Raw genomic sequence first — 23,895 nt, forward strand, 5'->3', positions numbered from 1 at the left:
GCATTTTCCGCTATTCTGAAGCCATCTTCCAAGCAATCACATCGCTTCGCGGTCCCGACATTCTTCGCCTGAAACAGAGCGAAAATCAAAGCAAAAGCAAGATCGAGCCGCCGAGCCAAGCCGTCCAAGGAGGTCCATATGGATCAACAGAACAGCGAGCGGGCACAGGATCTGACTGACCGCATGACCAGCCTTCGCACCATCATCCGCGATCATTATCTGGCCGATGAGGCGCAAAATGTCCGTCGTCTGATGCAGGAAGCTGATCTCGACGAGTATCTCTGCGCCCGGGCCAGCAAACGTGCCGCCGATCTGGTCCGGACCATCCGTACCAGCACCGCTCCGACCATGATGGAAAGCTTTCTGGCCCAATATGGCCTGTCGACCAAAGAGGGCATTGCCCTGATGTGTCTGGCCGAAGCCCTGCTGCGGGTGCCGGACCCGGACACCATCGATGCGCTGATTTCCGACAAGATCGCCCCCAGTGAATGGGGTGTGCATCTGGGCAAATCGGCCTCCTCGCTGGTCAATGCCTCCACCTGGGGCCTGATGTTGACCGGCAAGCTGCTCAAAACCGACGAAGAAAAAGGGCTGGCCACGACGCTCCATTCGATGGTCAAACGGATGGGCGAACCCGTGGTGCGGACCGCCGTGGCGCAGGCGATGAAGGAACTGGGGCGCCAGTTCGTGCTGGGCACCACCATCGAAAAGGCCACCAACCGTGCTGAGGGCATGCAAAAGAAGGGCTATGTCTATTCCTACGACATGCTTGGCGAATCGGCCCGCACCGAAGCGGATGCGATGCGCTATCACATTGCCTATTCTGATGCGATCACCGCGCTGGCCAAGCATTGCAAGTCCGATGACACGATGAAGAATCCGGGCATTTCGGTCAAACTGTCGGCGCTTCATTCCCGCTATGAGATGGGCAAGAAGGACCGGGTGCTCAAGGAACTCACCTCGCGCACCCTGTCGCTGGCCCTGCTGGCCAAATCCGCCAATATGGGCTTCAACATCGATGCGGAGGAAATGGACCGCCTCGATCTGTCCCTTGATGTGATCGAAAAGGTCTTTTCTGATCCGGCGCTGGCTGGCTGGGATGGCTTTGGTGTCGTGGTCCAGAGCTATGGCCACCGTGCTTCCTTCGTTGTCGACTGGCTCTATGCCCTGACCCACAAGCTGGACCGCAAGATCACCGTGCGCCTCGTCAAGGGGGCCTATTGGGATGCCGAGGTCAAACGCGCCCAGGTGATGGGCCTTGAAAGCTTCCCGGTCTTTACCCGCAAGGTCAATTCCGATGTCTCCTATCTGTCCAATGCCCGCCGCTTGCTGGACATGACAGACCGGATCTACCCGCAATTTGCCTCGCACAATGCCCATTCGGTGGCTGCCATCCTCGAAATTGCCCAGACCATGGGCATCCGCAAGGACCGGTTCGAATTCCAGCGTCTGCATGGCATGGGGGAAAGCCTGTTCGAAACCCTGATGAAGACCGAATATGTCAATTGCCGCATCTATGCGCCGGTCGGTGCCCACGAAGATTTGCTGGCCTATCTGGTCCGCCGTCTGCTGGAAAATGGCGCCAACTCGTCCTTCGTCAACCAGATTGTCGATGAGAGCATCGCGCCGGAAGAAATCGCCAAGGATCCCTTCGCACAGGTGCGCAGCCTTGGCGATGCGATTGCCAATCCTTACATCACCAAACCAAAAGACATTTTTGGTGCAAAACGCGTCAATAGCCAGGGGTGGGATCACACCGATCCGGTCACCATGGCCAAATTGGATGCGAAACGTGGTCGTTTCAAGACCCACCAATGGTCGGCAAAGCCAATGGTTGACGGATATGAAACCGCTTCCGAAATGAAACCGGTTTTCAACCCTGCCGACCCAAGTGACCAAATCGGTCTTGTCGCGCAAGCCTCCAGCGATGATGTCGAAGCGGCTCTTGCTGCCAGCCTCAAAGGGTTCGAGGACTGGTCACAGGTGCCGACCGCCGAGCGCGCTGCGATTCTGCGCAAGGTCGGTGATCTGTATGAAGACCATGCTCCGGAATTTTTTGCACTTGCCAGCCGCGAAGCGGGAAAGACCATGCTTGATGCCATCGGCGAAGTGCGCGAGGCGGTCGATTTTGCCCGCTTCTATGCCAATGAAGCAGAGCGTCTGGAAGCCGAGGCCAAAAAGCAGGCGCGCGGAACCATCGCCTGCATCTCGCCCTGGAATTTCCCGCTCGCCATCTTCACCGGCCAGATTTTGGCGGCGCTCGCCGCTGGCAATGCGGTTTTGGCCAAGCCCGCAGGCCCAACCCCGCTGATCGCCGCCCGTGCCGTTGAGCTGATGCATGAAGCCGGCGTGCCAAAAGCCGCGATGCAGCTGTTGCCCGGCAGTGGCCGCACCGTTGGCACGCCGATCACCAGCGATCCGCGGATTGCCGGGGTTTGCTTCACCGGCTCGACCGGCGTTGCTCAGACCATCAACCGCGCCATGGCGGAACATGTTTCCCCGGACGCGCCTGTCATTGCCGAGACCGGGGGTCTCAATGCAATGATTGTTGATTCCACCGCCCTGCCGGAACAGGCCGTGCGCGATATCCTCGCCTCGAGCTTCCAGTCGGCCGGCCAGCGCTGCTCGGCCTTGCGCATGCTTTATGTGCAGGAGGACATTTATGAACGAGTGATCGAGATGCTCAAGGGCGCAATGGCTGAACTGGCTTTGGGCAATCCATGGGACTGGGTGACCGATATCGGCCCGGTGATTGATCAGGCCGCCAAGGGCAAGATCGACGCCCATTGCGAGCAAATGCGTGCCGCTGGCAAGCTGATCAAGCAGTTGAATGTGCCGGAGAGCGGCATTTTCTGCGCGCCGACCATCATTCAGCTCTCCGGTATTGAAGAGTTGGAGGAGGAAATTTTCGGTCCCGTCCTTCATGTGGCCTCCTTCGCCGCACGCGATGTGCACAAGGTGGTTGAGACCATCAATGCCAAGGGCTTTGGCCTGACCTTTGGACTTCACACCCGCATGGACAATCGGGTGCAGGACATTGTTGACCGAATCAAGGTCGGCAACATTTATGTCAATCGCAACCAGATCGGCGCCATTGTTGGCTCGCAGCCCTTCGGTGGCGAAGGCCTGTCTGGAACCGGCCCGAAAGCCGGTGGCCCGCACTATGTCAATCGCTTCTATCAGGGGGCTGCCCCGGCAACCGGCACGATGAGTGGCGAGCAAATCGCCACTGTCGAGCTGCAATATGCGATCCATGAGCTGCAGACCGAGCACGAGCTGCGCACCCACTGGGCGGCCAATGCCTTCCGCTACGCCGCGCTGAAAGGCGTTTGCGACATGCCGGTTGAGTTTGATGCTCATATGGGAGAGCCGCTCGAACCGCAGGAAATGCCCGGACCGACCGGGGAGTCCAACCGGCTGACTTTTGCACCGCGCGGTATTGCGCTGGTGATCGGGGGCGATGATACCGAAACCCTGAAAATGACAGTGGCTGCGCTGGTTGGTGGATGTGCGGTGGTGCTGGTCGCGCCGGGCGCCAAGGCCCTTGCGGAACAGCTCAAGCCATCAGGGGCGCCGATTGTCGGTTTCGATGGTCATGTCGATATCGAAACAATGTCCCATCTGGACTCGATTGATGCCATCGCCTGTTGCTTTGAAGCTGACATCAAACGGGCCCTCCGCATTGAAATTGCCAAACGTGACGGGGTTTTGATGCCACTGATTGTCGAAGCCGATCCGGCCCGTTTCATCCTCGAGCGACATCTCTGCATCGACACGACGGCGTCCGGTGGCAACGCGCAACTGTTGGCAGCGGCTGAAGGGCGTGTAAAATAAAGAAATAAATTCAATATGATGAAATAGGGCAAGAAAAACTTGGAAAAGTTTTTCTTGCCCTTTGTCGTTTCTCTGGCATTCTGGAGCGGTATCACTGCCCAAACCACGTCTTGGATCATGATGTGATAAATGGAAAATGCCCACCTGCAAGGAAAACCGATCCGGGCACCAAGCCATGCACATTTCCAAAGTCAGACAGAGTCGAGGTTCCACATGTCGCGAAAGCTACCGCCCTTCAGCGCCGTCAAGGCCTTCGAAGCTGCAGCGCGTCATGGTTCTTTTGCGCGCGCAGCGCAGGAACTGGATGTCACTTCGACCGCCATCAGTCAGCATGTCAAGGGCTTGGAGACGTGGCTGGGAGAGGTCCTGTTCGTTCGTCGGGCCAACAAGGTGAAACTGACGGACGCTGGCGAGCGTTATCTGCCAGACGTGACCCGCCTGCTCGATCAGCTTGCGACGCTGATGCCACCCAAACAAGGCGACGTCCCACTTGTCTCTCTCACCATTGCCTTGCCGCCCGCCTTGCTCGATGGCTGGCTGTTGCCCAGCCTGCAGGACTTTTATCAACTCAATCCACAGGTGGAAATCATTCCTCGCGGAGAATCAAGGCGTGGTGGCAGCCAGAATATGGGCGCGCTCGATTTCCTGATTACCAACCGAGAGGCAAAAGACGGCGACCTTCTCAGCGAACCTCTGTATGATGATGCGATCCTGCCGGTCTGCTCTCAGCAATATCGGGATCTGTTGGGTCTTCAGGATCCCCATAACTGGAAATCGGTGACCTTGTTGCATGACAGTCATTGCGAAGCCGATTGGCAGGTCTGGGCTGAGGCGAGAGCGAGCCTTTCTCTGGATTGGCATGCGGGCCTCAATTATCCCAATCAATGGCTGGCGCTCGAAGCCGCCAGACAGGGCAGGGGTGTCTTTATGGCCCATGCTGCCCTGACGCATGCCGCGCTGGCAGACGGAAGCCTCGTTGCATTGGATAGCACGCCTCTTGCCACCGGCCAAACAATGCGACTGGTGCGCCAACGTGGCCATATCAGCCCGGCGGCCATTCAGTTCCGATCCTGGATTATTACAGCGCTTGGCAGATCGTAAAACCGCAACAACATGCCCATTACGTAAACGATAGATTTCATCAGGGCAAAAAAAAGGAGACCCGTTGGAGGTCTCCTTATAGGCGTGATCCATGGGTATGGTGCCAGCAGAGGAACGTCGAGGGGAGGAGAGAGACGCACTGGCGAACCCGAACCACAAGGTTGAGTCCACTTTAGTCTCAGACCGAACGCCTCTCTTTGACTAAAATCATTGGAACCATCCAAAAAAGGCCTGCAAGGTGCGACGAAACGGCGCACTTTCGCCTTTGATCGAGATATTCTCGCGACAGAATCCCATCGATGTGAAAAAGCCGCTGCCGCTTACGAGAGCGGCAACGGCTTTGGGTTCTTCTATGCGGTAATATCAGACGCTTTTGTCGAGACCTTCGCCTGATGCATCGTCTGTTGACTCTTCATCCGCAGCTGGGGACACGAATTTCGGTCCCCCCTTGGCCACGCCGACCATCGCCGGACGCAGAACGCGGGTGCCGATCACATAACCGGCCTGAACCACCTGAACCACGGAATTGTTCGGCACTTCCGGGTTCGGCACTTCAAACATCGCCTGATGATAATTGGGATCGAATTTCTCGCCTTCCGGGTTCAGCTTTTTGACACCATGCTTTTCCAGTGTCTTGAGCATTTCCCGCTCGGTCATCGCCGTGCCATCGAGCAAAGCTTTCAGTGCACCCTCGGCGGCAACGCGCTCTTCATCGGCAACGGCTTCCTGACCGCGACGCAGATTGTCAGCAACGGCAAGCATGTCACGCGCAAAGCTGGCGACCGAAAACTGCTTGGCATCGCGCACTTCCTTCTCGGTACGGCGGCGCAGATTTTCCATTTCGGCGACGGTGCGCAGAAGCTGATCTTTCATCTCGCCATGTTCTTTTTCCAACTCGGCAATCCGAAGCTCGGCTGCTTCCAGCGGATTGAGATAGGGCGCATCGGTTGCAGTCTCTTCAACCGGAGCCTCGGCAAGCGGATCCTCGACAGTTTCAGAGTTTTGCTTTTCTTCAGACATCAATTGGCCTCGCTTTTGGAACGAGTGCGCATGCGGGTGAGGCATATCACCGTAACGCGCACCAAACATCCTCAGGTCTTTTGGTTTGCACCCGATATCAGGCTTTTCAGCAGAAAATCAAGTAGTGCAGGGCAAAGAGATGCAAAAGCCGCGGATATTTCAAGGCGATTCACACCCCAAAGGACATGCAGTGGCCTTCTGGACTATTTTGACGTCAAAAAACGGGGGACCTTAGGCACCGGTCACGATTCAGGGTTTCTCCGACAACATGCTGGTCAAGACCCGAGCGGTATAATCGACCATTGGCACGATGCGGGCATAGTTCAACCGCGTTGGACCAATCACGCCAAGAATGCCGACAATATTCTGCTCACTATCCCGATAGGGCGAGACAATGACCGACGAGCCGGACAGGGAGAAAAGCTTGTTTTCCGATCCGATATAGATCCGGACCCCGTCCCCTTGATCAGCCAGCTGCAACAACTGCACCAGATCTTTTTTGGTCTCCAGATCATCAAACAGATGCCGGATCCGCTCAAGATCTTCCCGCGCGGTGACATGCTCCAACAAATTGGACCGCCCGCGAACAATCAGGCTCTGTGGCTGGTCCGTGTTGGCCCCGGCCCATGTGGCGAGCCCGGCTTCCACCAGCTTGGCGGTTAGTTCATCCAGTTCGGCCTGCAATGCATGGCGATGGGCCTCGATTTCGGTCTGCGCCGCCGTCAGCGTCTTGCCGCGAATATGGGCATTGAGAAAATTGCTGGCTTCCGTCAGCGCTGAGGCGGGCAGGCCCGAGGGCAGGTCGATCAGACGATTCTCGACCCGATCTTCCTCATCCACCAGCACGACCAAGGCCTTGGTCGCTTCCAGCCGGACAAATTCCACATGCTTGAGCCTTTTATCTTGCTTCGATGTCAGCACAAGGCCCGCCCCGGATGACAGACCCGATAGCATCTTGCTGGCTTTTGTCAGAAGATTGTCGACCCCGGCCTCATGATCCGGTGACGCGGTCATCTGGCTTTCAATGCTGCGGCGCTCATCATTTGACAGATCGCCAAATTCCAGCATCGCATCAACAAAGAAGCGCAAGCCCATTTCGGTTGGCAACCGCCCGGCACTGGTATGGGGCGCATAAATCAAGCCCAGATGCTCCAGATCCGACATCACATTGCGCACCGAGGCAGGGGACAGGGATATCGGCAGGGCGCGTGAAATGCTGCGCGAACCGACCGGATCCCCGGTTTGCAGATAGGATTCGACAATGGTCCGGAAAATGTCCTTCAACCGGTCATCCATCCCGGTAAAGGGCGGAAAGCTGTTTATGCGATCGATCATCTGACACTCTCTGTCGATAACAGGCTCCGTGGTTTCGAAGCATCGTTCCATATTCTTATGCCCCAAAAACACGAAATGCTGCAAGCACCCCTTGTCTCAAGGCCCATGCACTTCTAGAAAGCTCTTCAAGCATGTGCAATGCACAAGATATAGATGTGACCGGACCGGAAACAATGGCCCATGTGGCCAACATCCCTTTCACCCTTGCGTGAGCGGGGGATCAGGCGTCCCGGCCATTCGACACAGCAAGCAGGAGACTTCAATGCGCCCGTCCAAACGTACCCCAGACCAGAAGCGCGAGGTGACGATCACGCGCAATGTCTCCAAACATGCGGAAGGCTCCTGCCTGATCAAGTTTGGCGATACCCATGTGCTCTGCACCGCCAGCCTTGAAGAGCGCATCCCGCCCTGGCTCCGAGGTCAGAATCGCGGCTGGGTGACCGCTGAATATGGCATGCTGCCGCGCGCCACCGGCGATCGCATGCGCCGTGAGGCCAGCGCGGGCAAACAATCTGGCCGGACACAGGAAATCCAGCGCCTGATTGGCCGTTCCCTGCGTGCTATTGTCGATCTGGAAGCGCTCGGTGAACGTCAGATCACCGTCGATTGCGACGTCATTCAGGCCGATGGCGGCACCCGCACCGCCTCCATCACCGGTGCCTGGATTGCCTTGCGCGATTGCATCGAGTGGATGCGCAGCCGCAGCATGGTCGCCAAGGATGCCGCCATCCTCAAGGATCAGGTCGCAGCCATTTCCTGCGGCATCTATAACGGCACCCCGGTGCTGGATCTTGATTATCTGGAGGATTCCGACGCTGAAACCGACGCCAACTTCGTCATGACCGGCAAGGGCGGCATCGTCGAAATTCAGGGCACCGCGGAAGGCGAGCCATTCTCCGAAGAAGAATTGATGGCTCTGATGGGGCTGGCCAAGAAAGGAATCGGCGAATTGCTGACCCTTCAGCTCGCCGACGAAGCCTGAGCCAATCCGCCCACAACAAAGAGAGCATCCGATGAGCAATCAGCTTAGTGTCGACACGCCGCTTGTGGTGGCGAGCCACAATAAGGGCAAGATCCGCGAGATTCAGGAATTGCTGGCCCATTATGGCCTGAGCATCAAGACCGCAGCCGAATTGGAGCTGGACGAGCCGGAAGAAACCGGCACCACCTTCGAGGCCAATGCGGAACTGAAGGCCTTGGCTGCCGCCAAAGCCACGGGCCTGCCGGCTTTGGCCGATGATTCCGGCTTTGCGGTCGATGCCCTTGATGGCGATCCGGGCATCTATTCCGCGCGTTGGGCGGGGCCTGCCAAGGATTTCGCCTTGGCCATGCGCAATGTCGAGGAAAAGCTGCAAGCCAAGGGCGCAACCGAGCCCAAAGACCGGACGGGCCGCTTCATCGCGGTGCTCTGTCTGGCTTGGCCCGATGGCGAGACCCAATTCTTCCGCGGCGAAGTGGCAGGCGAGGTCATCTGGCCACCGCGCGGAGACAAAGGCTTTGGCTATGATCCGATGTTCGTCCCTGAAGGCCATGACATCACCTTTGGCGAAATGACCTCAGAGCAAAAACATGGCTGGAAACCGGGCGGCGATCGCGGCCTGTCCCATCGCTCCCGCGCCTTCAAGCTCTTTTCCGATGCTTGCCTTGAGTCTTTTCTCAAGTAACATGAAAGTCCCAAGCCCCGACCGCCCTTTCGGGCTGGTCGGGGTTTTTGCCTCTTCGCCATTGGCATGGAGAGAGGCCTGATCTGTCAGGAACCATGATGATCGCACGCGCCGCCAGCATCGTAAAACACACAAAGAATGGGACAGGGCCAGCCTCACCCGGTTTCGGGCTCTATCTTCATTGGCCCTTCTGCATGGCCAAATGCCCCTATTGTGACTTTAACAGCCATGTGCGCCATCAGCCGGTTGATCAAAACCGTTTCGCCGACGCAATGATCGCTGAAATGCGCCTTTATGCCGAGCGCCAAAAGGCGGCGGGCAAGCGTCAGGCGCTAACCTCGATCTTTTTCGGTGGCGGCACCCCGTCGCTGATGAAGCCGCAAACCGTCGCTGCTTTGCTCGATGCCGCTGCGGGCCTCTGGACCATGGCCGACGATATCGAAGTGACGCTGGAAGCCAACCCGACTTCGGTCGAAGCGGATCACTTTAAAGGCTATGCTAAGGCCGGCGTCAATCGCGTCTCACTGGGGGTGCAGTCGCTCTATGATGACCAATTGCGCTTTTTGGGGCGCCTGCACAGCGCCGAGGAAGCCAAGGCGGCGATCAAACTGGCGCAAGCCCATTTCCCGCGCATGTCCTTTGATCTCATCTATGCCCGTCCGCACCAGACCCCAAACCTCTGGGCGAAGGAATTGCGCGAAGCCATCGCCCTGTCGGCGGATCATCTCTCGCTCTATCAGCTGACCATCGAGCAGGACACGCCTTTCTTCAAACTCTATCGCAATGGCAAATTCGAGCTGCCCGATGAAGACACCTCGGTGGCTTTGTATGAAATGACCCATGAAGAGCTGGAGCGCCACGGCATGCCAGCCTATGAAATTTCCAACCATGCCCGCCCGGGCAGCGAATCCCGTCACAATCTGACCTATTGGCGTTATGGCGATTATGTCGGCGTCGGGGCCGGGGCCCATGGGCGACTGAGCCTGTCCAACGGCCGCATCGCCACCGCCAATGAACGCCATCCAGAAAGCTGGCTGAAACGGGTCGAGGCCGACGGCACCGGAGCGCTGAGCGAAGAAGTGCTCAGTCTCGAAGCCCAGAGCGACGAATTTCTGATTATGGGCCTGCGCGTCAAAGAGGGCATCGATACCGCCCGCTATGAGCGCCTTGCAGGCAGGCCGCTCGACGCCAAAAAGATAGCGATGCTGGTGGAAGGTGGCTTTTTGGAGCAAACCAGCCCAACCCGCATCCGCGCCACCCGCCAAGGCTTTTTGATGCTCAACAGTCTGGTGGCAGAATTGGCCTGCTAGGCCAACAGGCTCGGCTGATCCTTGAAACAGGCCAGCAGCATGTAGGAATGGATCCCGGCAATGAAGCGCGCCTGCAAGGTCTCATTCACCAGCTTGTTGAATTCCTTCATGCTCTTGCAATAGACCCGGACCATGAAATCATACTCTCCGGTGATGGAATAGCATTCATGGATTTCCTGTGTTCGCTCGATCAGTTCGAGTGTTTTTTGCCGGGCGTCCATTTCGGTCCTGCGATATTGCACCATGATCGACGCAGCCACTCCAAGCCCGGCTTTCTCCCGGTTGAGAATGGCGGCATAGCGCGCGATCACCCCGATTTCCTCAAGCCGTTTGAGACGGCGAAAAACTTGCGACGAAGACAGCCCAACCTTGTCCGCCAAATCAAGTCGCGGAATCTGACTGTCTTCGAGCAACAGATTCAGAATGCGCACATCATGTCTATCTAGAGCCGTATCGTGCATGATTTCTCTCACTAAAGCGCAATTTTCATCGACAATTTTGCAAAAGAGCCGGTGTAACAAGGCAACTTTGCTAAGATATGCGCATCCCTTTGAGATAGATTGGCGCCAATTCTAAGTCTAAATCTGGATGATCCTGCCCATGAGCATGACGGCCCTGACTGTCTTCATTCCCACCTTCTTCTTTGTTTCGCTTACCCCGGGCATGTGCATGACCCTGGCGCTCAGCCTTGGCATGAGCATCGGCTATCGCCGTACCCTGTGGATGATGCTGGGTGAAGTGCTTGGCGTCGGACTGGTCTCTGTCGCTGCGGTGCTCGGCATTGCCAGTGTGATGCTGACCTATCCGTGGATGTTTCTGGCAATGAAGACGATGGGCGCGGCCTATCTCTTCTATCTCGGCATTTCCATGTGGCGCTCAAAGGGCAAAATGGCCCTGAGCAGCAGCCAAAGCGAGATGCAGCTTGGACGGAATTGGGATCTGATGGCGCAAGGCTTCATGACCGCCATTGCCAATCCCAAGGGTTGGGCTTTCATGATTTCGCTTCTGCCGCCCTTCATTGACAGCTCTCGGCCGCTGGCCAGCCAGTTGACGATTTTGGTGGCGATCATCTTGCTGTTTGAATTCATCTGCATGAGCATTTATGCAGCCGGCGGCAAGGGCCTGCGCAGCCTGTTGGGCAATGCCAGAAATGTTCGCCTGATGAACCGCCTCTCCGGTTCCCTCATGATGGGCGTCGGCCTCTGGCTGTTTCTAAGCTGAAGGCAACCGGAGCAGACAGAGCGGGGGGTGGTAAGCTGCAATTTTATGGCGCTTTAAGTCACTTCTCTCCGGCCCCCCATCTCCACCAATGCGGGAAGTGTACATGATTACTCATTTTCTCTATGTTTATCAAGTAATTGGCGGATTTAAGGGCTTCTAGAGTGCCGTCAAGAGTCCAGAGATATATTTGCAACAAATAGAAATGCTAGCTTTACTTGTCTTTTATTGATTTGAAGTTGTGCTTTGGATGTGTTACCTGAAAATCTAGTTTTTGGACCTTGTCGTCGGCCTCCGGAGCAATCCTGAAACCACAACAATGTGCCTCTTTTGTTTGTGATTGGATTTGAATATGAAGAAAATTCTTTGCGCCTTGGCCGTTTCGCTTGCCAGCCTGCAGGCGGCTTCCGCTGCTGATATGCAGATGGAAATGACCCATGACTGGAGCGGTATCTATGCTGGTTTGTCCGCTGGCTATGGCTTCGGCAATGTGGATCAGTCTTCTACTTTCGGTGGCCTGAGAAACAGCCTCGACATGAGCGGTGCCATTGGCGGTGTGGTTGTCGGCTATAATTACCAGTCCAACAATTTCGTCTTCGGCGTCGAAGCCGATGCCTCTCTGGCCAATATTGAAGGCAGCTCGGCTGCTGCTGCTGGCAAAACCTGTTTTGTCGCTACGCCAAACTGTCATCAGGAAGTCAATGCCCTGCTGACCGCCCGCGCACGCGTTGGTGTGGCCTTTGACAGCATCATGCCATATGTGACCGGTGGTCTGGCCTTGGCCCATGTCAAGAAAGACCGCAATGTGGCTGGCTTTGACTATGACAATTGGTCAACCGGTTTTGCGGTTGGTGCCGGTGTCGACTATGCCCTCAAGGATGGTTTCAGCCTGCGGGCCGAATATCTCTATGCCTCGATCGAAGATCAGAAGGTCACCATTGGCGGTGTCACCAACACCGACAAATTTGATGGCCTGAATATCTTCCGCGTTGGCCTGACAAAGAGCTTCTGATCAATTGATCACCTGACAATCAAAAGAGCCTGCTTTTCAGCAGGCTTTTTTGTTCGTCTCGCCGTTCGGCTTGCGACACCGCTCCCGCCTGACCCTGCTGGCATCCCAATGCCAGCAAGCGGGATGAGCGAAGGAATGCGCTTGCCAGAATGGCGCGATTGGATCAGTCTCGGATTCCACCGTCTGCGACCCAGTCCTGTTGGTGCGCAATCCACTGGGCAAGGTGCCGACACTGATTCTGGAGAATGAAGAGGTTCTCTATGACAGCCGGGTTATCCTTGACTGTCTTTATGAACGCAAGGGAAAGGCCGCTTTCCAGTTTCGCGGTCCGGACAAGTATCAGGGCCTGATCAGACAGGCGCTTGCCCGGATGTGGGCGAGCGGCAAATGCATCACAGGCACTGCAGGGACCTGAAGGATCACGTCGCCAGATGGGATGGATATCGACACTCTTTGTTCACAAGGCGATAGACTTGGCCGTCGGAGATGCGCCCGCCTCAAGGACGGTTCGGCAGGCGCTTTATCGGCTGGTGGATGTTGATCCGGACGCGCCAAGTGACCCCAGACAGATGGTAGCCGATGATCGTTTCTTTGATCTGCTCGAACATCTGGCAGCAGAGTTTGAGCAGGGCCATGCGATCCCGATCAAAATCGGCGCGTCGATGCGCTGCGATGATTATGGCGCTTTCGGTCTGGCCTTCAAATCCGCTCCCGATTTGATGGGGTCCTATCGCCGGGTGGAGCGCTTTGGCAAGGTCGTCACATCGATTGCCAATTTTCAGGTCAAACCCATGGATGGCATCCTTCTGTTATCGGTGATCCCCGCACCGAGCCAGCGTTTGGGTCTGGCCATGACCAATGAACTGGCTCTGGCCGCTGCCTGGTCCTTGACCCGCGAGGTGAGCCAAGTATCCTTTGTGCCTCTCGCAATCCATCTGGCGCGGGAAAAACCCACGGATGAAACCGCCTACCAGACCCATTTTCAAGGGCCGGTCCATTTTGCCGCTGGCCACAACACGCTGGAACTTGCCACCACCGACGCGCTTCGGACCAATCGCTTGGCGGATCAGGGCATGGCGCAGTTTTTCGAGACGCATCTCGAACAGGAACTGTCGGCTTTCAGTGCCCAGACGGCGCTCGAAAGCCAGATCTTGGACCATGTTGGCAAAGCCCTCAGCGAAGGCGCCCCGAGTTTGGCTGACATGGCCGACAGGTTGGGCATGAGCCGTCGCACCCTGCAGCGCAGGCTGTCAGCGGCGGGGCTGGCCTATCAGGATCTGGTTTCCAAGGCCCGCAAGACACTGTCCGAGCAGTTGTTGCGTGAAACCGACTATGCGCTTGCTGAAATCGCTTTCCTTGCGGGCTTTTCGGATCAGAGCACGTTCACCCGTGCCTTCAAGCGCTGGCATGATTGCACACCGGCCAGCTTTCGCCGCGGCATGTGAGACCCGACTGGCGACTGGCCCCGCCATCTGACGCGACCGGCCCAAAAATTGGCGCTCTGAGCCAAGGCAACAGGCTCCTCGATTGCTATCCATCGCCATCCATGCAGCCAGACTGCATTTGAGCGAACCAATCGAAGGGCAAAATCATGCAGACTACGTTGTTTCAGAAAGTGACCTTGGCCCTTGGCGGCCTTATCGCACTTGCCATTGGCTGCTTCTTGCTGCTCGACCCGCAAGCCTTCTATGCCAGCTACGGGGTAGCCCTTGGCACAGACCCTAGTTTGTTGAGCGACTTGCGCGCCCCCGGTGCAGGCCTTGCCAGCCTTGGCGGTATTATGCTGGCGGGTGCGTGGCGCGCGGCATGGACACCGTTCGCCCTGATCGCTGCCTTGTCGGTTTATTGCGCTTTTCCCATTGGCCGGATTGTCAGTCTGGTGCTTGATGGCATGCCCTCGAGCGGCATTCTCGGTGCCTTCGCCATTGAAGTTGTTATTGCCCTTTTGTTGCTTCTGGCTTTCGGCCCCCGACGCAAAAGCCAAATGCACGAGGCCCCCAACAGACTGTGATTGCCGTTTGATAAAGCTTGCGTGGGATCGAGGATCGGCACAATCTGTCCTCCCCTAGCCTGCACAGATATATCATGCCTTGCTTCCCTCCTGTCGCAGACATCTCTTGCCCACTTGGATCCAGGATCACCTTGATGAAACTTCTGATCAGCCCCACGTCTCCCTATGCGCGGACCGCCAGAATGGCCGTGTCTGTTCTTGAGCTGGACAAGGAGGTCACCATCCAGACTGTCAATCATCGAGGCCATGACGAAACCCTGCTGGTACGCAATCCACTGGGCAAGGTGCCGACACTGATTCTGGAGAATGAAGAGGTTCTCTATGACAGCCGGGTTATCCTTGACTGTCTTTATGAACGCAAGGGAAAGGCCGTTTTCCAGTTTCGCGGTCCGGACAAATATCAGGGCCTGACCAGACAGGCGCTTGCCGCCGGTTTGATGGACTGCACCATTGCAGCTGCGATTGAGACGCGAAACCACGATCAGGACCGCCAGAATTCCCAATGGATTGATCGTCAGGAGGGCAAAATTCTGCGTGCTCTGGCCATGTTGGATCAGGCCCATCTGGTGACAGACTTCGCACCGCTGCCATCCGCCGACCAGCTCTTTCTGGCCAGCGCGCTTGGTTATCTTGATTTCACCACTCAAGGAACCTGGTGGGGGAAATGGCAGCAAAGCTGGCAAGAATCACATCCAAATTTGGCCCAATGGTTGCAGGAATTTGCTGACGCTGTGCCAGCCTTTGGCGCCACGACGCCAACAGCCTGACAGAAGCAAGGAGCGGTCGCGGTAAAAGCCAGACCATTCCCCTGTGGGTCAGCCATGCATCTTGGCGCCTTTGGTGATCTTGTCGACGATTTTCTTGTCTGCTCGCAAGGCGATACCCACGGTGTTGAGTTCATCAGGGCCATGGTCTGCAAAGACGGCCCGGTTGGCGGCGTCATGCCCGGTGGCGAACATCTCCTCGATATAGGCCACGGTGGCCACATCCCGACTCTGAGCGCGTTTGCGAATGGTGGCGAGCTGACTGGCCGTGGCGGACAAGACAATCACCGGCTGAACAGACATCGGCAGATGCGCATTATTCTGGTCATCAATGTAGGCCGCACCAATAATACCGGGATTGGCTCCGGTAATACCGCTCATCAGAAAGGCGGTTACGTTTAGCTTTTGCCAGATCTCAAGGTCTTCACGAACAACAATGCAAATCTTTGTGTCAAACATGGTTTGAGGGGTCTTTCCTGTTCGGGTTGGTATGGAGATCATCTCTTTTCGCTCCTCATTCAAGCCAAAGACAGCCCGCGGCAGCCTGCGGCTCGTCAACTTTGTGTGACGGAAGGAAAGGAAAGTGATATGCAGTTTTGACCTATTTTTCTTCGATAGATTGTCTCATCAGAGGAAATAAGTTCTGTGATTGGTCGATAGACTCGTGTATCACTCTGCAAGGACCGCTTCTATCGAAACCATTTCGGATGCCAGGTGAAAAAATGAACATTGACCGAACGGATCGACGCATTTTGGCGCTTCTGTCGAACAATGCTCGGATGACCAACAAAGAGCTGTCATTTGAGGTCGGTTTGGCGGCGTCCAGTGTTCATGAACGTCTGAAACGATTGCACGAGAGCGGACTGATTGCAGGGGCTCATACCGATGTCCGGCTCGAGCAAATTGGCCTGTCTTTGAAGGCCATGCTGTTCATTCAATTGTCGGAACACAAAAAGCAGGATCTGGACCGGCTGCTCCGTGAGGTTTTGAAAATTCCGGAAGTGCGTGCCGGATGGATGATCAGCGGTCGCTTTGATGCGGTGGTAGAGGTGGTCACAACAGACACCACTCATTTGCATCGGCTGGTGGTGGAACAATTCTCGTCGCGCCCAGAGATCAGCCGGATAGAAACCTCTATCGTGTTTGATAGTGTGGTTCAGAATGACCTGTCCGAAACCCTCCAACTGATCGAGGAAGGCCAGTCGGTCAACGTCTGACAGCGGCATTACATCCTTTTGCCCGTTTTGCAGCATTTTGTTCGCGTTGAAAGTCCGCCACGTAGTGTGCCGCAGGAGCTCCCTGCCACTAGTGGCAACCACACTGTATTTGCCTTCAAAAACAGCGCTCCAAGAAGAAACAGCTTTGCGATATCAGGAGAAAGACTTACTCTCTTCGCGAGGTCTGTTGTTCTGCTTTGATGGCAAGAGTCGGGTCGCTTTTTACTTGAGACCATTTGAACAGCCGACATTTTACCAAATTTTATCATGCTTACCTGTGCAATATTGGAGAGAGAATTGGCAAAAATAGTTGAAGCAAAGGCGAAATGGGTCGCGCTGGCCCTCGGTCTCGTCGCAATCCCCGTGACAATGGACCCGGCTGCGGCGCGGTATCGCGGATCGGATCCCGTCTGTGTTGCCGGTGTCGGTCGTGGTGATGTGTTGAATGTGCGTGCCGAGCCCAGCAGGCATAGTCAGCGCATCGGCTTCTTCGATTCCAATGATTGTCACATGAATGTGGAAGCGGTGGATGGCAACTGGACCTATGTGCGTGGCTCTTCGCGTGGTCGGAACATGCAGGGCTGGGTTAACAACCGGTTTCTGCGCCCCGCTGCCGCGCCGCGTCAGTCCGATCCGCAAATGCAGGGCAGGAGAGGCCCATTCCCCTTGCAGGCAGCAACCGGTGGCGGCATTGTGCGCGGCGGGCCGGGCACCCAGTTTCGGCGCCTGACATCCTTGCCGGAATTTGCTCCCATCACGGTAACCGGTTCAACGGGTGTGATGTTCAATGGCTATCCCTGGTTCACCATCCAGTATCGTGGCAATCGAAACGGCTTCATGTGGGGCGGCATCATCTGCTCCACACACACTCCGTTTCAGGGCACGTTTGATAGCTGCGCCAATTTCCGCGCCAGCCTGCAAGGGCAAGGCCAGCAACAGCAGCAACCGCAACAGCCTGACCAGACGGTCCATCGCAACAGCGTCACGTATTCCTGCAATGAAGGCATCCCACTGCAAGTCACCTTCATTGCGGATGCCAACGAGACTTATGCGCTTTACAGTCATGACAGCGGGCCAAAGATCCGCGTAACGCAGGTCCAGTCAGGGTCGGGCTTGCGCTACACCAACGGCCATCATGAATTGCAGGGCAAAGGCCCAGAGATGATGCTGATCGAAGGCGGACAACTGATCGACCGCTGTTTTGCCAATTGATCACGCCAACAAAAAAGGGAGCCGAATGGCTCCCTTTTCTTTGATTGTTGATCCAGTTGCGATGATCAGTTTGGCAAACCTGCTGCCGACATCGGTGCGTTGTCGACGATTTTGGCGCCAGCTCGGCCGGTAATCTCCATGATCGCCAGACTGCGCTGGGACGTGCCATCGCGACGGAAGCGGAAGAAGCCATCACCAAAACCGATGAAGCCTTGCGGATCGGTCAGGGTTTCGGTCGCGAATTTCCGCTCCCCGGCCTGAGCCACCAGAGCGGCAGCGAGGATTACGCTGTCATAGGCAAGTGAGGCGACGCGCGGCGGCTGTTGGCCGAACTTGGTGGTATAGCGCGAAGCAAAACTGTCAAAGCCGATGGTCCGGCCGTCCAGATTGCGCAGCACACGTGGCGGTGCAGGATACCAGCCTCCCTTGAGCATTGGTTCGGCGGCAACCTGTGGCGAGTCCCACTGGCTCGAACCCAGGAAGGTAACATCCGTGTCACGCACGCCCTGACCGGCCAGCAGCTGCACCGCATTGACCACGGCACTGGCTTCAGGAATGAACAGGCTGTCGATCTGGCCTTTTACACCGGCAATTTCTTCGGCTGCTTTTTGCAGGCTGAAGGGATCCGGCTTGGTCCCGGCATTGTATTTCTCGATGGTGACGACCCGCACACCGAAATGGGCTGCATATTGGCGCAGAGCTGCTTCAACCACATTGCCATAAGGCGTGCTTGGCAGCATCGCAGCCACACTGCGTTTGCCCTGAATGGCCGCATAGGACAGGATCCGCTCGACATCATTCTCTGGTGAGAAGTTGATCAGATAGACACCCTGTGCCGCGGCGCCGGTATCGGTGCTAAAGGCAATCATCGGTACGCCAGCCGGTTTCAACACCAGCCCGGCCTGCTTAACCGCACTTGAGCGCAGCGGGCCAATGACCAATTGAGCTCCTTCGGCGAGTGCGCGGCCAGCCTGCTCGGTGGCGGCACTCGCACCCGTGCCGACATCCTTGACGATGACCTGCAAATCGGCGGTGCTGTAGTCCTCGAGCGCCATCGCTGCTGCATTGCGAATCGCCAGACCGGTCTGGCCAAAGGCACCTTGTGCCGATTGCGGCGTTAGCAATGCGACGCGCACCGAACCAGAGCCAAGCACTTCGCCCGTTGGCTGGGCGACGGTCACCGGACCGTCGAAATTGTTCTGGGTGCCAAAGCCCGGGCCGGAGAGGCTCACCGGTTGGCATGCAGCCAGCACAGCACCCAACCCAACGACCATGCCACCGGTCAACAACCGGCGAAATCTGCCGTTTTTCACTTGGGGGGTGGAGTGAGATTGTTGATTAAAACGCATCAATACTGGCCTCCAGACTCAGACCGCTTGCCTTCAACAGGACCCCGCATTGGCAAATGAAGTTGCGATTTTGCGGTGATCACTTGTGCGTTTGATTTGTCAGAAATAACCTGCCAAAACAAGTATGTTGGATTTTCAATGGATATTTGGCCACTGATTCGGCCAAACTGTGGCCAATTTGTCGCGAATTCACGAAAAAATGACGCCACGCTGACATTCGTCAGCTCAATTCCAGTCTGATCGACAGAATCAGCCAACCAAACTGATGAAAAGATGACCGGCAACAAAGACAGCGACAACCTCTCCCTTGGAGGGTCTGGCGATGAAGGTGATGATAATCAGCAAAAGCTTGCGCCCGAAGCACCAACAGACGATGCGTTCGGTGCAGAAGACAGCGATGTGGCTGAGGGCGAGAAATCGTCTTATTTCGTTGCCGGAACAAAACTGCGTGCCACGGATGTTGCCGCAGGTCTCTATATTGTTTCCACTCCGATCGGCAATCTCAAGGATATCACCATCCGGGCGCTCGAAAGTCTGGCAGCAGCCGATATGGTCGCCTGCGAGGATACCCGTGTCTCGCGCAAGCTGTTGACCCATTATGGCATCCGCACCCGGCTGATTACCTATCATGAGCACAATGCCGATCGCCAAAGGCCCTATATTCTCAATGCTTTGGCTGAAGGAAAGGCGGTCTGCCTGATCTCCGACGCAGGCACGCCGCTGCTCTCTGACCCCGGCTATAAGCTGGTGGGTGACGTCATCGAAGCTGGTCATGCGGTCATCCCGATTCCCGGTGCGTCTGCCATGCTGGCTGCTCTGGTGGCTGCCGGTCTGCCAACAGACCAGATCCATTTTGCTGGCTTCCTGCCACAGAAGGCCGGAGCGCGCGATCGCAAGCTGATGGACCTGAGCGGTGCGACAGGCACCTTGGTTTTCTATGAAAGCCCGCGCCGTCTGGCCCCGGTGCTCAGCGCCATGGCAACCCATCTGGGTGGCGAGCGTCACGTCGTGGTGGCGCGTGAGTTGACCAAGAAATTCGAGGAGTTCAAGCGCGGCACCCTGACTGAACTGGCAGCCCTTTACGCCGAAAGTGATGCGCCGCGCGGCGAAGCCGTGGTGCTGATCGGGCCGCGCTCAGAGCCGGACGTAGCGGAACTGGATGTCGAGGCTTTGATCCGGGAAGGCTTGAATTCCGGGCTCCATGTCAAGCAATTGTCCGCCGACATCGCAGCCAGAGTTGGTGCCAAGAAAAACGACATCTACAAACTGGCGCAAACGATCAAGGATCAATTGTCAGACGAGGATTAGGCACCATGGCCGGACGGGCGCGGGAACGGCACAAGAAGGAAAGCTATGATCGGGGCTTGCGCACCGAGCGTTGGGCCGGCCTGATCATGCGGGCCAAGGGCTATCAGATCCTTGCCACCCGCTATAAGGCGCAAGGGGGCGAGATTGATCTTGTTTGCCGCCAAGGCGATTTGCTGATCTTTCTTGAAGTCAAATATCGCGCCAGTCTTGACGATGCCCTATGGTCGATCACCCCGCGCAACCAGCAGCGCATTGTTGCCGCCGCTTCCCATTATATTGCCAATCAACCCGATGACAGCATCAATAGCTATCGGTTCGATGTCATGGCTTTTGCCAAGGGCACTGGGGCCAAGCCCAACTGGCAACATCTGGAAGCAGCCTTTGATGCCTTTTAACCTCACCAGCCCGCAGGCCCGCTCTGCGGCCTTGAAATTGCGCACCAAAGCCGACATATAGTCCCTGTCCGGGGTATTCCCCACCCGCCCCTCATCCAGCCGGAGCCCAATCATGGCACAATCCCGCCCCCTTAAAGTCGCCATCCAGATGGATCACATCGAAAGCATCAACATTGCAGGGGATTCGACCTTTGCCCTGATGCTCGAAGCGCAAAATCGTGGCCATCAGCTGTTCCACTACACCGTTGACACCATGGCGATGGAAGATGGCGTGGTCTATGCACAGGTCGAACCGGTGGAAGTCCGCGATGAGCCGGGCAATCACTACACGCTGGGTGAAGCGGTGCGGACCAATCTGGCGGATTTCGACGTCATTCACATGCGTCAGGATCCACCCTTTGACATGGCCTACATTTCTGCCACCCATATGCTGGAGCGGATTCACCCCAAGACTTTGGTGGTCAATGATCCAGCTCAGGTGCGCAACGCACCGGAAAAGATCTTCGTCACGGAATTTCCCGACCTGATGCCGCCCACCCTGATCACCCGCTCCGAGAAAGAGCTGCGGGCCTTCAAGGAAAAATATGGCGATATCGTCATGAAGCCACTCTATGGCAATGGCGGTGCAGCCGTGTTTCGGTTGCGAAAGGATGACCAGAATTTCGGCTCTCTGATGGGTCTGTTCGGTGAGATTTTCGTTGAACCATGGGTGGCCCAGCAATATCTGCCGGATGTGAAGGCTGGCGACAAAAGGATCATTCTGGTCGATGGTGAGCCGGTCGGGGCAATCAACCGAATCCCCGCCGCAGACGATCTGCGCTCCAACATGGTGCAGGGCGGGCAGGCCCAGCAGACCAAATTGACCGAGCGCGAAAAGGAAATTTGCGCCCGCATCGGCCCGGCGCTGAAAGAGCGTGGTTTCATCTTTGTTGGCATCGATGTGATCGGCAATTATCTCACCGAAATCAATGTCACCTCCCCGACGGGCATCCGTGTCATCCAGCGCCTTGACGGCATCGATATTGCTGCCATCATCTGGGACAATATCGAAGCCAAACGGGCTGAAGCCGAATAGGTTGACATTTCTCAAGGCCAAGAGTCGGATAAGTTGCTTTTATCCGTTTAGAGGACCGTAACGACTTTCGAGCGCGCATTTTCGACTGGGGAAGGACCCTGCTTTGGACCAGAAAGCAGGGTCACGACTTTTTGGGGGATGCGATCAACGCTCGAGCTGTGACTTGTGAGGATAGAATGTCCCATAGTGCAAAGGCGCTGACCAAAGGCGTCGCGGCGGTCTCACTGGCACTGGCCTTCGGGCTTGTCAGCGCAAAGGCTGAAGAGCTGCCAACCCTGCCCACCGACAAGGCCACGCTGGAAGGCTTGGGTGCGGCGCTGTTTTTCGATGAAAATCTGTCAAACAACCGGACCATGTCCTGTTCCACCTGCCATGCGCCAGAAGCGGGCTTCGCCGATCCGCGCAGCAATGGGCTTGATGGGGCCATCGGCCGCGCCACCTCCCTTGGCGATGACGGCCAATCCATCGGCGACCGCAATGCCCCGACGGCGTCCTATGCGGCACTGACACCGAAATTCCACAAGAACAAAGACGGCCACTGGGTCGGTGGCCAGTTTCTTGATGGCCGCGAGCCGGATCTTGAAGGTCAGGCGGGTGGCCCGCCGCTCAATCCGCTGGAAATGGGCATGGAAAGCAAACAGGCTGTTGTCGAGCGCCTGTTGGAGAATGACGAATATGTCAGCGGCTTCAAGCTGCTCTATGGCGAGGATATCTTTGCTGACAGTGACAAAGCCTATCGGGCCATGACCGAGGCGATTGCCGCCTTTGAACGGACCGACTATTTCAGCCCGTTTGATTCGAAATATGATCGCTATCTGCGCGGCGAAGCGGACTTCACTCGTGAGGAGGAACTGGGCCGGACCCTGTTCTTCTCCCAGCAATTCACCAACTGCAATCTCTGCCACCAGCTGCATAAGCGCCCCGGTGTCGAGAAGGAGCTCTTCACCAACCACCAATATTTCAACATTGGTGTGCCGGAAAACAAAGCGCTTCGGGCCGCCAACGGGGTGGGTGTCGGCAGCATCGATCATGGTCTGGCAAGCAACGCCAAGGTCGACAAAAAGGCAGAGGATGGCAAATACAAAACCACCACCCTGCGCAATGTGGCAGTGACCGGTCCCTATATGCATAATGGTATTTTCGAGGATCTTGAAACCGTCGTCCGCTTCTACAATCGCTACAATTCCAAGGCGGCTGCGTCCCAGATCAACCCCGAAACCGGCAAGCCTTGGGGTGACCCGGAAGTGTCTGAAACCGTTGATACAAAGAAGTTGACCGAAGGCCCGGCCCTTGAAGAGGACCGCATCAAGGCCCTCGTCGCTTTCCTCAAGACCCTGACTGACCAGCGCTATGAGCATCTGCTGGAGCAATAGGGCCGACTGCATCCAGACAACCAAACCGTCGTGCAGCCTCTGCGCGACGGTTTTTTCATATGCTCTGTGTGGGGTGATTAAAAATCAAACCCCATCTGGTTGGGGCTATGGACCTGACTGGGAGTGATCTTTTCATGCTCCAGAAGCCAGATTTTGGTCTGCAATCCACCGCCAAAGCCCACCAGAGCGCCGTCCGCGCCGATCACCCGATGACAGGGCACGATGATCGGGATTGGATTGGCATTGTTGGCCATCCCCACCGCCTGCGCGCCACCCGGTTGCCCCACCGCACGGGCAATGTCCCCATAGGAGCGCAATTCTCCAAAGGGAATGGCCTCAAGCGCATGCCAGACCTCAAGCTGAAAGGGCGAGCCGTCCAGATGATAGTCGAGACTGAAATGGGTCAGATCTCCGGCAAAATAGGCATCCACCTGTCGCCGGGCCTCGCCAAAGGCACGGTCCTCCTCCACCCAATCCGGTTCAGGCTTGATTGGCTGGCCCTGTTTGGCGAAATGCAACCCATGAAGCCTGTCACCGATGCCATGAAAGGTCAGCGGTCCAATCGGACTGTCGTGATGACAATAGAGCATGGGTGCTTTCCCTATTCTTGCATCCTGCATCACCCTGCCGCTCCCTTCCGGTTTGCTCTCGTTCCTGACCTTTCCTAATACACCGATTTTTCCCATACGGCCAAGGG

The 23,895-nt window shown here is 56.5% G+C and carries 23 protein-coding genes; 17 read left to right on the top strand and 6 right to left on the bottom strand.

Going from position 1 to position 23,895, the window contains the following annotated elements; genetic code table 11:
• Positions 1–138: 138 nt before the first annotated feature.
• Both putA and FDK21_RS08975 read left to right on the top strand, forming a co-directional pair.
• Positions 139–3,834, top strand: a complete 3,696-nt coding sequence (putA, locus tag FDK21_RS08970) for a bifunctional proline dehydrogenase/L-glutamate gamma-semialdehyde dehydrogenase PutA (protein WP_138148241.1) — start codon at positions 139–141, stop codon at positions 3,832–3,834.
• A 213-nt stretch (positions 3,835–4,047) separates the two neighbouring features.
• Positions 4,048–4,935 (top strand): LysR family transcriptional regulator, encoded by an 888-nt coding sequence (locus FDK21_RS08975; RefSeq protein ID WP_171022002.1) that lies wholly within the window; start codon positions 4,048–4,050, stop codon positions 4,933–4,935.
• Between the two features lie 363 nt (positions 4,936–5,298).
• On the opposite strand, the gene grpE is transcribed toward FDK21_RS08975, so the two are convergent.
• Together grpE and hrcA are read right to left on the bottom strand one after the other, a co-directional pair.
• The gene (gene grpE / locus FDK21_RS08980) at positions 5,299–5,955 is read right to left on the bottom strand and encodes a nucleotide exchange factor GrpE (RefSeq protein WP_138148243.1); all 657 of its coding nucleotides are present in this window, start codon (positions 5,953–5,955) and stop codon (positions 5,299–5,301) included.
• A 249-nt stretch (positions 5,956–6,204) separates the two neighbouring features.
• Positions 6,205–7,290, bottom strand: coding sequence for a heat-inducible transcriptional repressor HrcA (hrcA, locus tag FDK21_RS08985; protein ID WP_245418341.1), 1,086 nt, complete (start codon positions 7,288–7,290; stop codon positions 6,205–6,207).
• A gap of 262 nt (positions 7,291–7,552) precedes the next feature.
• Here hrcA and rph point away from each other — a divergent pair, with 262 nt between their 5' ends.
• From rph to hemW, 3 genes are all read left to right on the top strand, one after another.
• Positions 7,553–8,272: a ribonuclease PH gene (gene rph, locus FDK21_RS08990; protein WP_138148244.1), complete on the top strand. Its 720-nt coding sequence runs from the start codon at positions 7,553–7,555 to the stop codon at positions 8,270–8,272.
• A gap of 31 nt (positions 8,273–8,303) precedes the next feature.
• Complete coding sequence (gene rdgB / locus FDK21_RS08995) at positions 8,304–8,954, top strand: RdgB/HAM1 family non-canonical purine NTP pyrophosphatase (protein ID WP_138148245.1); 651 nt, start codon at positions 8,304–8,306, stop codon at positions 8,952–8,954.
• A 98-nt stretch (positions 8,955–9,052) separates the two neighbouring features.
• Positions 9,053–10,264 carry a radical SAM family heme chaperone HemW gene (gene hemW, locus FDK21_RS09000; protein WP_138148246.1) on the top strand — a complete coding sequence of 404 codons (1,212 nt, stop codon included), beginning with the start codon at positions 9,053–9,055 and terminating at the stop codon, positions 10,262–10,264.
• Here hemW and FDK21_RS09005 read toward each other — a convergent pair.
• The gene (locus tag FDK21_RS09005; RefSeq protein WP_114008166.1) at positions 10,261–10,725 is read right to left on the bottom strand and encodes an Lrp/AsnC family transcriptional regulator; all 465 of its coding nucleotides are present in this window, start codon (positions 10,723–10,725) and stop codon (positions 10,261–10,263) included. The two genes, hemW and FDK21_RS09005, sit on opposite strands and share 4 nt — an antisense overlap.
• A gap of 139 nt (positions 10,726–10,864) precedes the next feature.
• On the opposite strand from FDK21_RS09005, the gene FDK21_RS09010 reads away from it, so the two are divergent.
• From FDK21_RS09010 to FDK21_RS09035, 6 genes are all read left to right on the top strand, one after another.
• A complete protein-coding gene (locus tag FDK21_RS09010) occupies positions 10,865–11,485 on the top strand; it encodes a LysE family translocator (protein ID WP_138148247.1) in 621 nt (206 codons plus the stop codon).
• Positions 11,486–11,834: 349 nt separating this feature from the next.
• Positions 11,835–12,494, top strand: a complete 660-nt coding sequence (locus FDK21_RS09015) for an outer membrane protein (protein WP_138148248.1) — start codon at positions 11,835–11,837, stop codon at positions 12,492–12,494.
• A 199-nt stretch (positions 12,495–12,693) separates the two neighbouring features.
• Positions 12,694–12,909 carry a glutathione S-transferase N-terminal domain-containing protein gene (locus tag FDK21_RS09020; RefSeq protein ID WP_281405408.1) on the top strand — a complete coding sequence of 72 codons (216 nt, stop codon included), beginning with the start codon at positions 12,694–12,696 and terminating at the stop codon, positions 12,907–12,909.
• Between the two features lie 58 nt (positions 12,910–12,967).
• Positions 12,968–13,939 carry an AraC family transcriptional regulator gene (locus FDK21_RS09025; RefSeq protein ID WP_210238720.1) on the top strand — a complete coding sequence of 324 codons (972 nt, stop codon included), beginning with the start codon at positions 12,968–12,970 and terminating at the stop codon, positions 13,937–13,939.
• 146 nt (positions 13,940–14,085) lie between these two features.
• Positions 14,086–14,505, top strand: coding sequence for a DUF4345 domain-containing protein (locus FDK21_RS09030; protein WP_138148251.1), 420 nt, complete (start codon positions 14,086–14,088; stop codon positions 14,503–14,505).
• Between the two features lie 134 nt (positions 14,506–14,639).
• Positions 14,640–15,272, top strand: a complete 633-nt coding sequence (locus tag FDK21_RS09035) for a glutathione S-transferase N-terminal domain-containing protein (protein WP_171022004.1) — start codon at positions 14,640–14,642, stop codon at positions 15,270–15,272.
• Positions 15,273–15,320: 48 nt separating this feature from the next.
• Here the strand turns inward: FDK21_RS09035 and FDK21_RS09040 are convergent, their stop codons facing one another.
• A complete protein-coding gene (locus FDK21_RS09040) occupies positions 15,321–15,728 on the bottom strand; it encodes a DUF2000 family protein (RefSeq protein ID WP_114008160.1) in 408 nt (135 codons plus the stop codon).
• A gap of 263 nt (positions 15,729–15,991) precedes the next feature.
• On the opposite strand from FDK21_RS09040, the gene FDK21_RS09045 reads away from it, so the two are divergent.
• A complete protein-coding gene (locus FDK21_RS09045; RefSeq protein WP_171022005.1) occupies positions 15,992–16,486 on the top strand; it encodes an Lrp/AsnC family transcriptional regulator in 495 nt (164 codons plus the stop codon).
• 297 nt (positions 16,487–16,783) lie between these two features.
• Positions 16,784–17,698 carry an MliC family protein gene (locus FDK21_RS09050; RefSeq protein ID WP_171022006.1) on the top strand — a complete coding sequence of 305 codons (915 nt, stop codon included), beginning with the start codon at positions 16,784–16,786 and terminating at the stop codon, positions 17,696–17,698.
• Between the two features lie 65 nt (positions 17,699–17,763).
• Here FDK21_RS09050 and FDK21_RS09055 read toward each other — a convergent pair whose 3' ends face one another.
• Positions 17,764–19,047: a penicillin-binding protein activator gene (locus tag FDK21_RS09055; protein WP_138148255.1), complete on the bottom strand. Its 1,284-nt coding sequence runs from the start codon at positions 19,045–19,047 to the stop codon at positions 17,764–17,766.
• Between the two features lie 273 nt (positions 19,048–19,320).
• On the opposite strand from FDK21_RS09055, the gene rsmI reads away from it, so the two are divergent.
• The 4 genes from rsmI to FDK21_RS09075 all read left to right on the top strand — a co-directional run bounded on the left by rsmI (position 19,321) and on the right by FDK21_RS09075 (position 23,198).
• Positions 19,321–20,355 (top strand): 16S rRNA (cytidine(1402)-2'-O)-methyltransferase, encoded by a 1,035-nt coding sequence (rsmI, locus tag FDK21_RS09060; RefSeq protein ID WP_138148256.1) that lies wholly within the window; start codon positions 19,321–19,323, stop codon positions 20,353–20,355.
• A gap of 5 nt (positions 20,356–20,360) precedes the next feature.
• Complete coding sequence (locus FDK21_RS09065) at positions 20,361–20,750, top strand: YraN family protein (protein WP_138148257.1); 390 nt, start codon at positions 20,361–20,363, stop codon at positions 20,748–20,750.
• A gap of 112 nt (positions 20,751–20,862) precedes the next feature.
• Positions 20,863–21,825, top strand: coding sequence for a glutathione synthase (gene gshB / locus FDK21_RS09070; protein WP_114008154.1), 963 nt, complete (start codon positions 20,863–20,865; stop codon positions 21,823–21,825).
• 176 nt (positions 21,826–22,001) lie between these two features.
• Positions 22,002–23,198 (top strand): cytochrome c peroxidase, encoded by a 1,197-nt coding sequence (locus FDK21_RS09075; protein WP_138148258.1) that lies wholly within the window; start codon positions 22,002–22,004, stop codon positions 23,196–23,198.
• A 77-nt stretch (positions 23,199–23,275) separates the two neighbouring features.
• On the opposite strand, the gene FDK21_RS09080 is transcribed toward FDK21_RS09075, so the two are convergent.
• Positions 23,276–23,788, bottom strand: coding sequence for a methylated-DNA--[protein]-cysteine S-methyltransferase (locus FDK21_RS09080; RefSeq protein WP_138148259.1), 513 nt, complete (start codon positions 23,786–23,788; stop codon positions 23,276–23,278).
• Between the last annotated feature and the right edge of the window lie 107 nt (positions 23,789–23,895).

The sequence above is a fragment of the Cohaesibacter sp. CAU 1516 genome (assembly GCF_005771485.1).
Lineage (GTDB): Bacteria > Pseudomonadota > Alphaproteobacteria > Rhizobiales > Cohaesibacteraceae > Cohaesibacter > Cohaesibacter intestini.

What these genes read in the sequence shown, in the direction of transcription:
- FDK21_RS09055 (WP_138148255.1), bottom strand. Translation starts at nt 19,047, where the DNA reads ATGCGTTTTAATCAACAATCTCACTCCACCCCCCAAGTGAAAAACGGC.
- FDK21_RS09045 (WP_171022005.1), top strand. Translation starts at nt 15,992, where the DNA reads ATGAACATTGACCGAACGGATCGACGCATTTTGGCGCTTCTGTCGAAC.
- rph (WP_138148244.1), top strand. Translation starts at nt 7,553, where the DNA reads ATGCGCCCGTCCAAACGTACCCCAGACCAGAAGCGCGAGGTGACGATC.
- putA (WP_138148241.1), top strand. Translation starts at nt 139, where the DNA reads ATGGATCAACAGAACAGCGAGCGGGCACAGGATCTGACTGACCGCATG.
- gshB (WP_114008154.1), top strand. Translation starts at nt 20,863, where the DNA reads ATGGCACAATCCCGCCCCCTTAAAGTCGCCATCCAGATGGATCACATC.
- FDK21_RS09005 (WP_114008166.1), bottom strand. Translation starts at nt 10,725, where the DNA reads ATGCACGATACGGCTCTAGATAGACATGATGTGCGCATTCTGAATCTG.
- FDK21_RS09010 (WP_138148247.1), top strand. Translation starts at nt 10,865, where the DNA reads ATGAGCATGACGGCCCTGACTGTCTTCATTCCCACCTTCTTCTTTGTT.
- FDK21_RS09040 (WP_114008160.1), bottom strand. Translation starts at nt 15,728, where the DNA reads ATGTTTGACACAAAGATTTGCATTGTTGTTCGTGAAGACCTTGAGATC.
- rdgB (WP_138148245.1), top strand. Translation starts at nt 8,304, where the DNA reads ATGAGCAATCAGCTTAGTGTCGACACGCCGCTTGTGGTGGCGAGCCAC.
- FDK21_RS08975 (WP_171022002.1), top strand. Translation starts at nt 4,048, where the DNA reads ATGTCGCGAAAGCTACCGCCCTTCAGCGCCGTCAAGGCCTTCGAAGCT.
- hrcA (WP_245418341.1), bottom strand. Translation starts at nt 7,290, where the DNA reads ATGATCGATCGCATAAACAGCTTTCCGCCCTTTACCGGGATGGATGAC.
- FDK21_RS09075 (WP_138148258.1), top strand. Translation starts at nt 22,002, where the DNA reads ATGTCCCATAGTGCAAAGGCGCTGACCAAAGGCGTCGCGGCGGTCTCA.
- FDK21_RS09015 (WP_138148248.1), top strand. Translation starts at nt 11,835, where the DNA reads ATGAAGAAAATTCTTTGCGCCTTGGCCGTTTCGCTTGCCAGCCTGCAG.
- rsmI (WP_138148256.1), top strand. Translation starts at nt 19,321, where the DNA reads ATGACCGGCAACAAAGACAGCGACAACCTCTCCCTTGGAGGGTCTGGC.
- FDK21_RS09030 (WP_138148251.1), top strand. Translation starts at nt 14,086, where the DNA reads ATGCAGACTACGTTGTTTCAGAAAGTGACCTTGGCCCTTGGCGGCCTT.
- grpE (WP_138148243.1), bottom strand. Translation starts at nt 5,955, where the DNA reads ATGTCTGAAGAAAAGCAAAACTCTGAAACTGTCGAGGATCCGCTTGCC.
- FDK21_RS09035 (WP_171022004.1), top strand. Translation starts at nt 14,640, where the DNA reads ATGAAACTTCTGATCAGCCCCACGTCTCCCTATGCGCGGACCGCCAGA.
- FDK21_RS09080 (WP_138148259.1), bottom strand. Translation starts at nt 23,788, where the DNA reads ATGCTCTATTGTCATCACGACAGTCCGATTGGACCGCTGACCTTTCAT.
- hemW (WP_138148246.1), top strand. Translation starts at nt 9,053, where the DNA reads ATGATCGCACGCGCCGCCAGCATCGTAAAACACACAAAGAATGGGACA.
- FDK21_RS09065 (WP_138148257.1), top strand. Translation starts at nt 20,361, where the DNA reads ATGGCCGGACGGGCGCGGGAACGGCACAAGAAGGAAAGCTATGATCGG.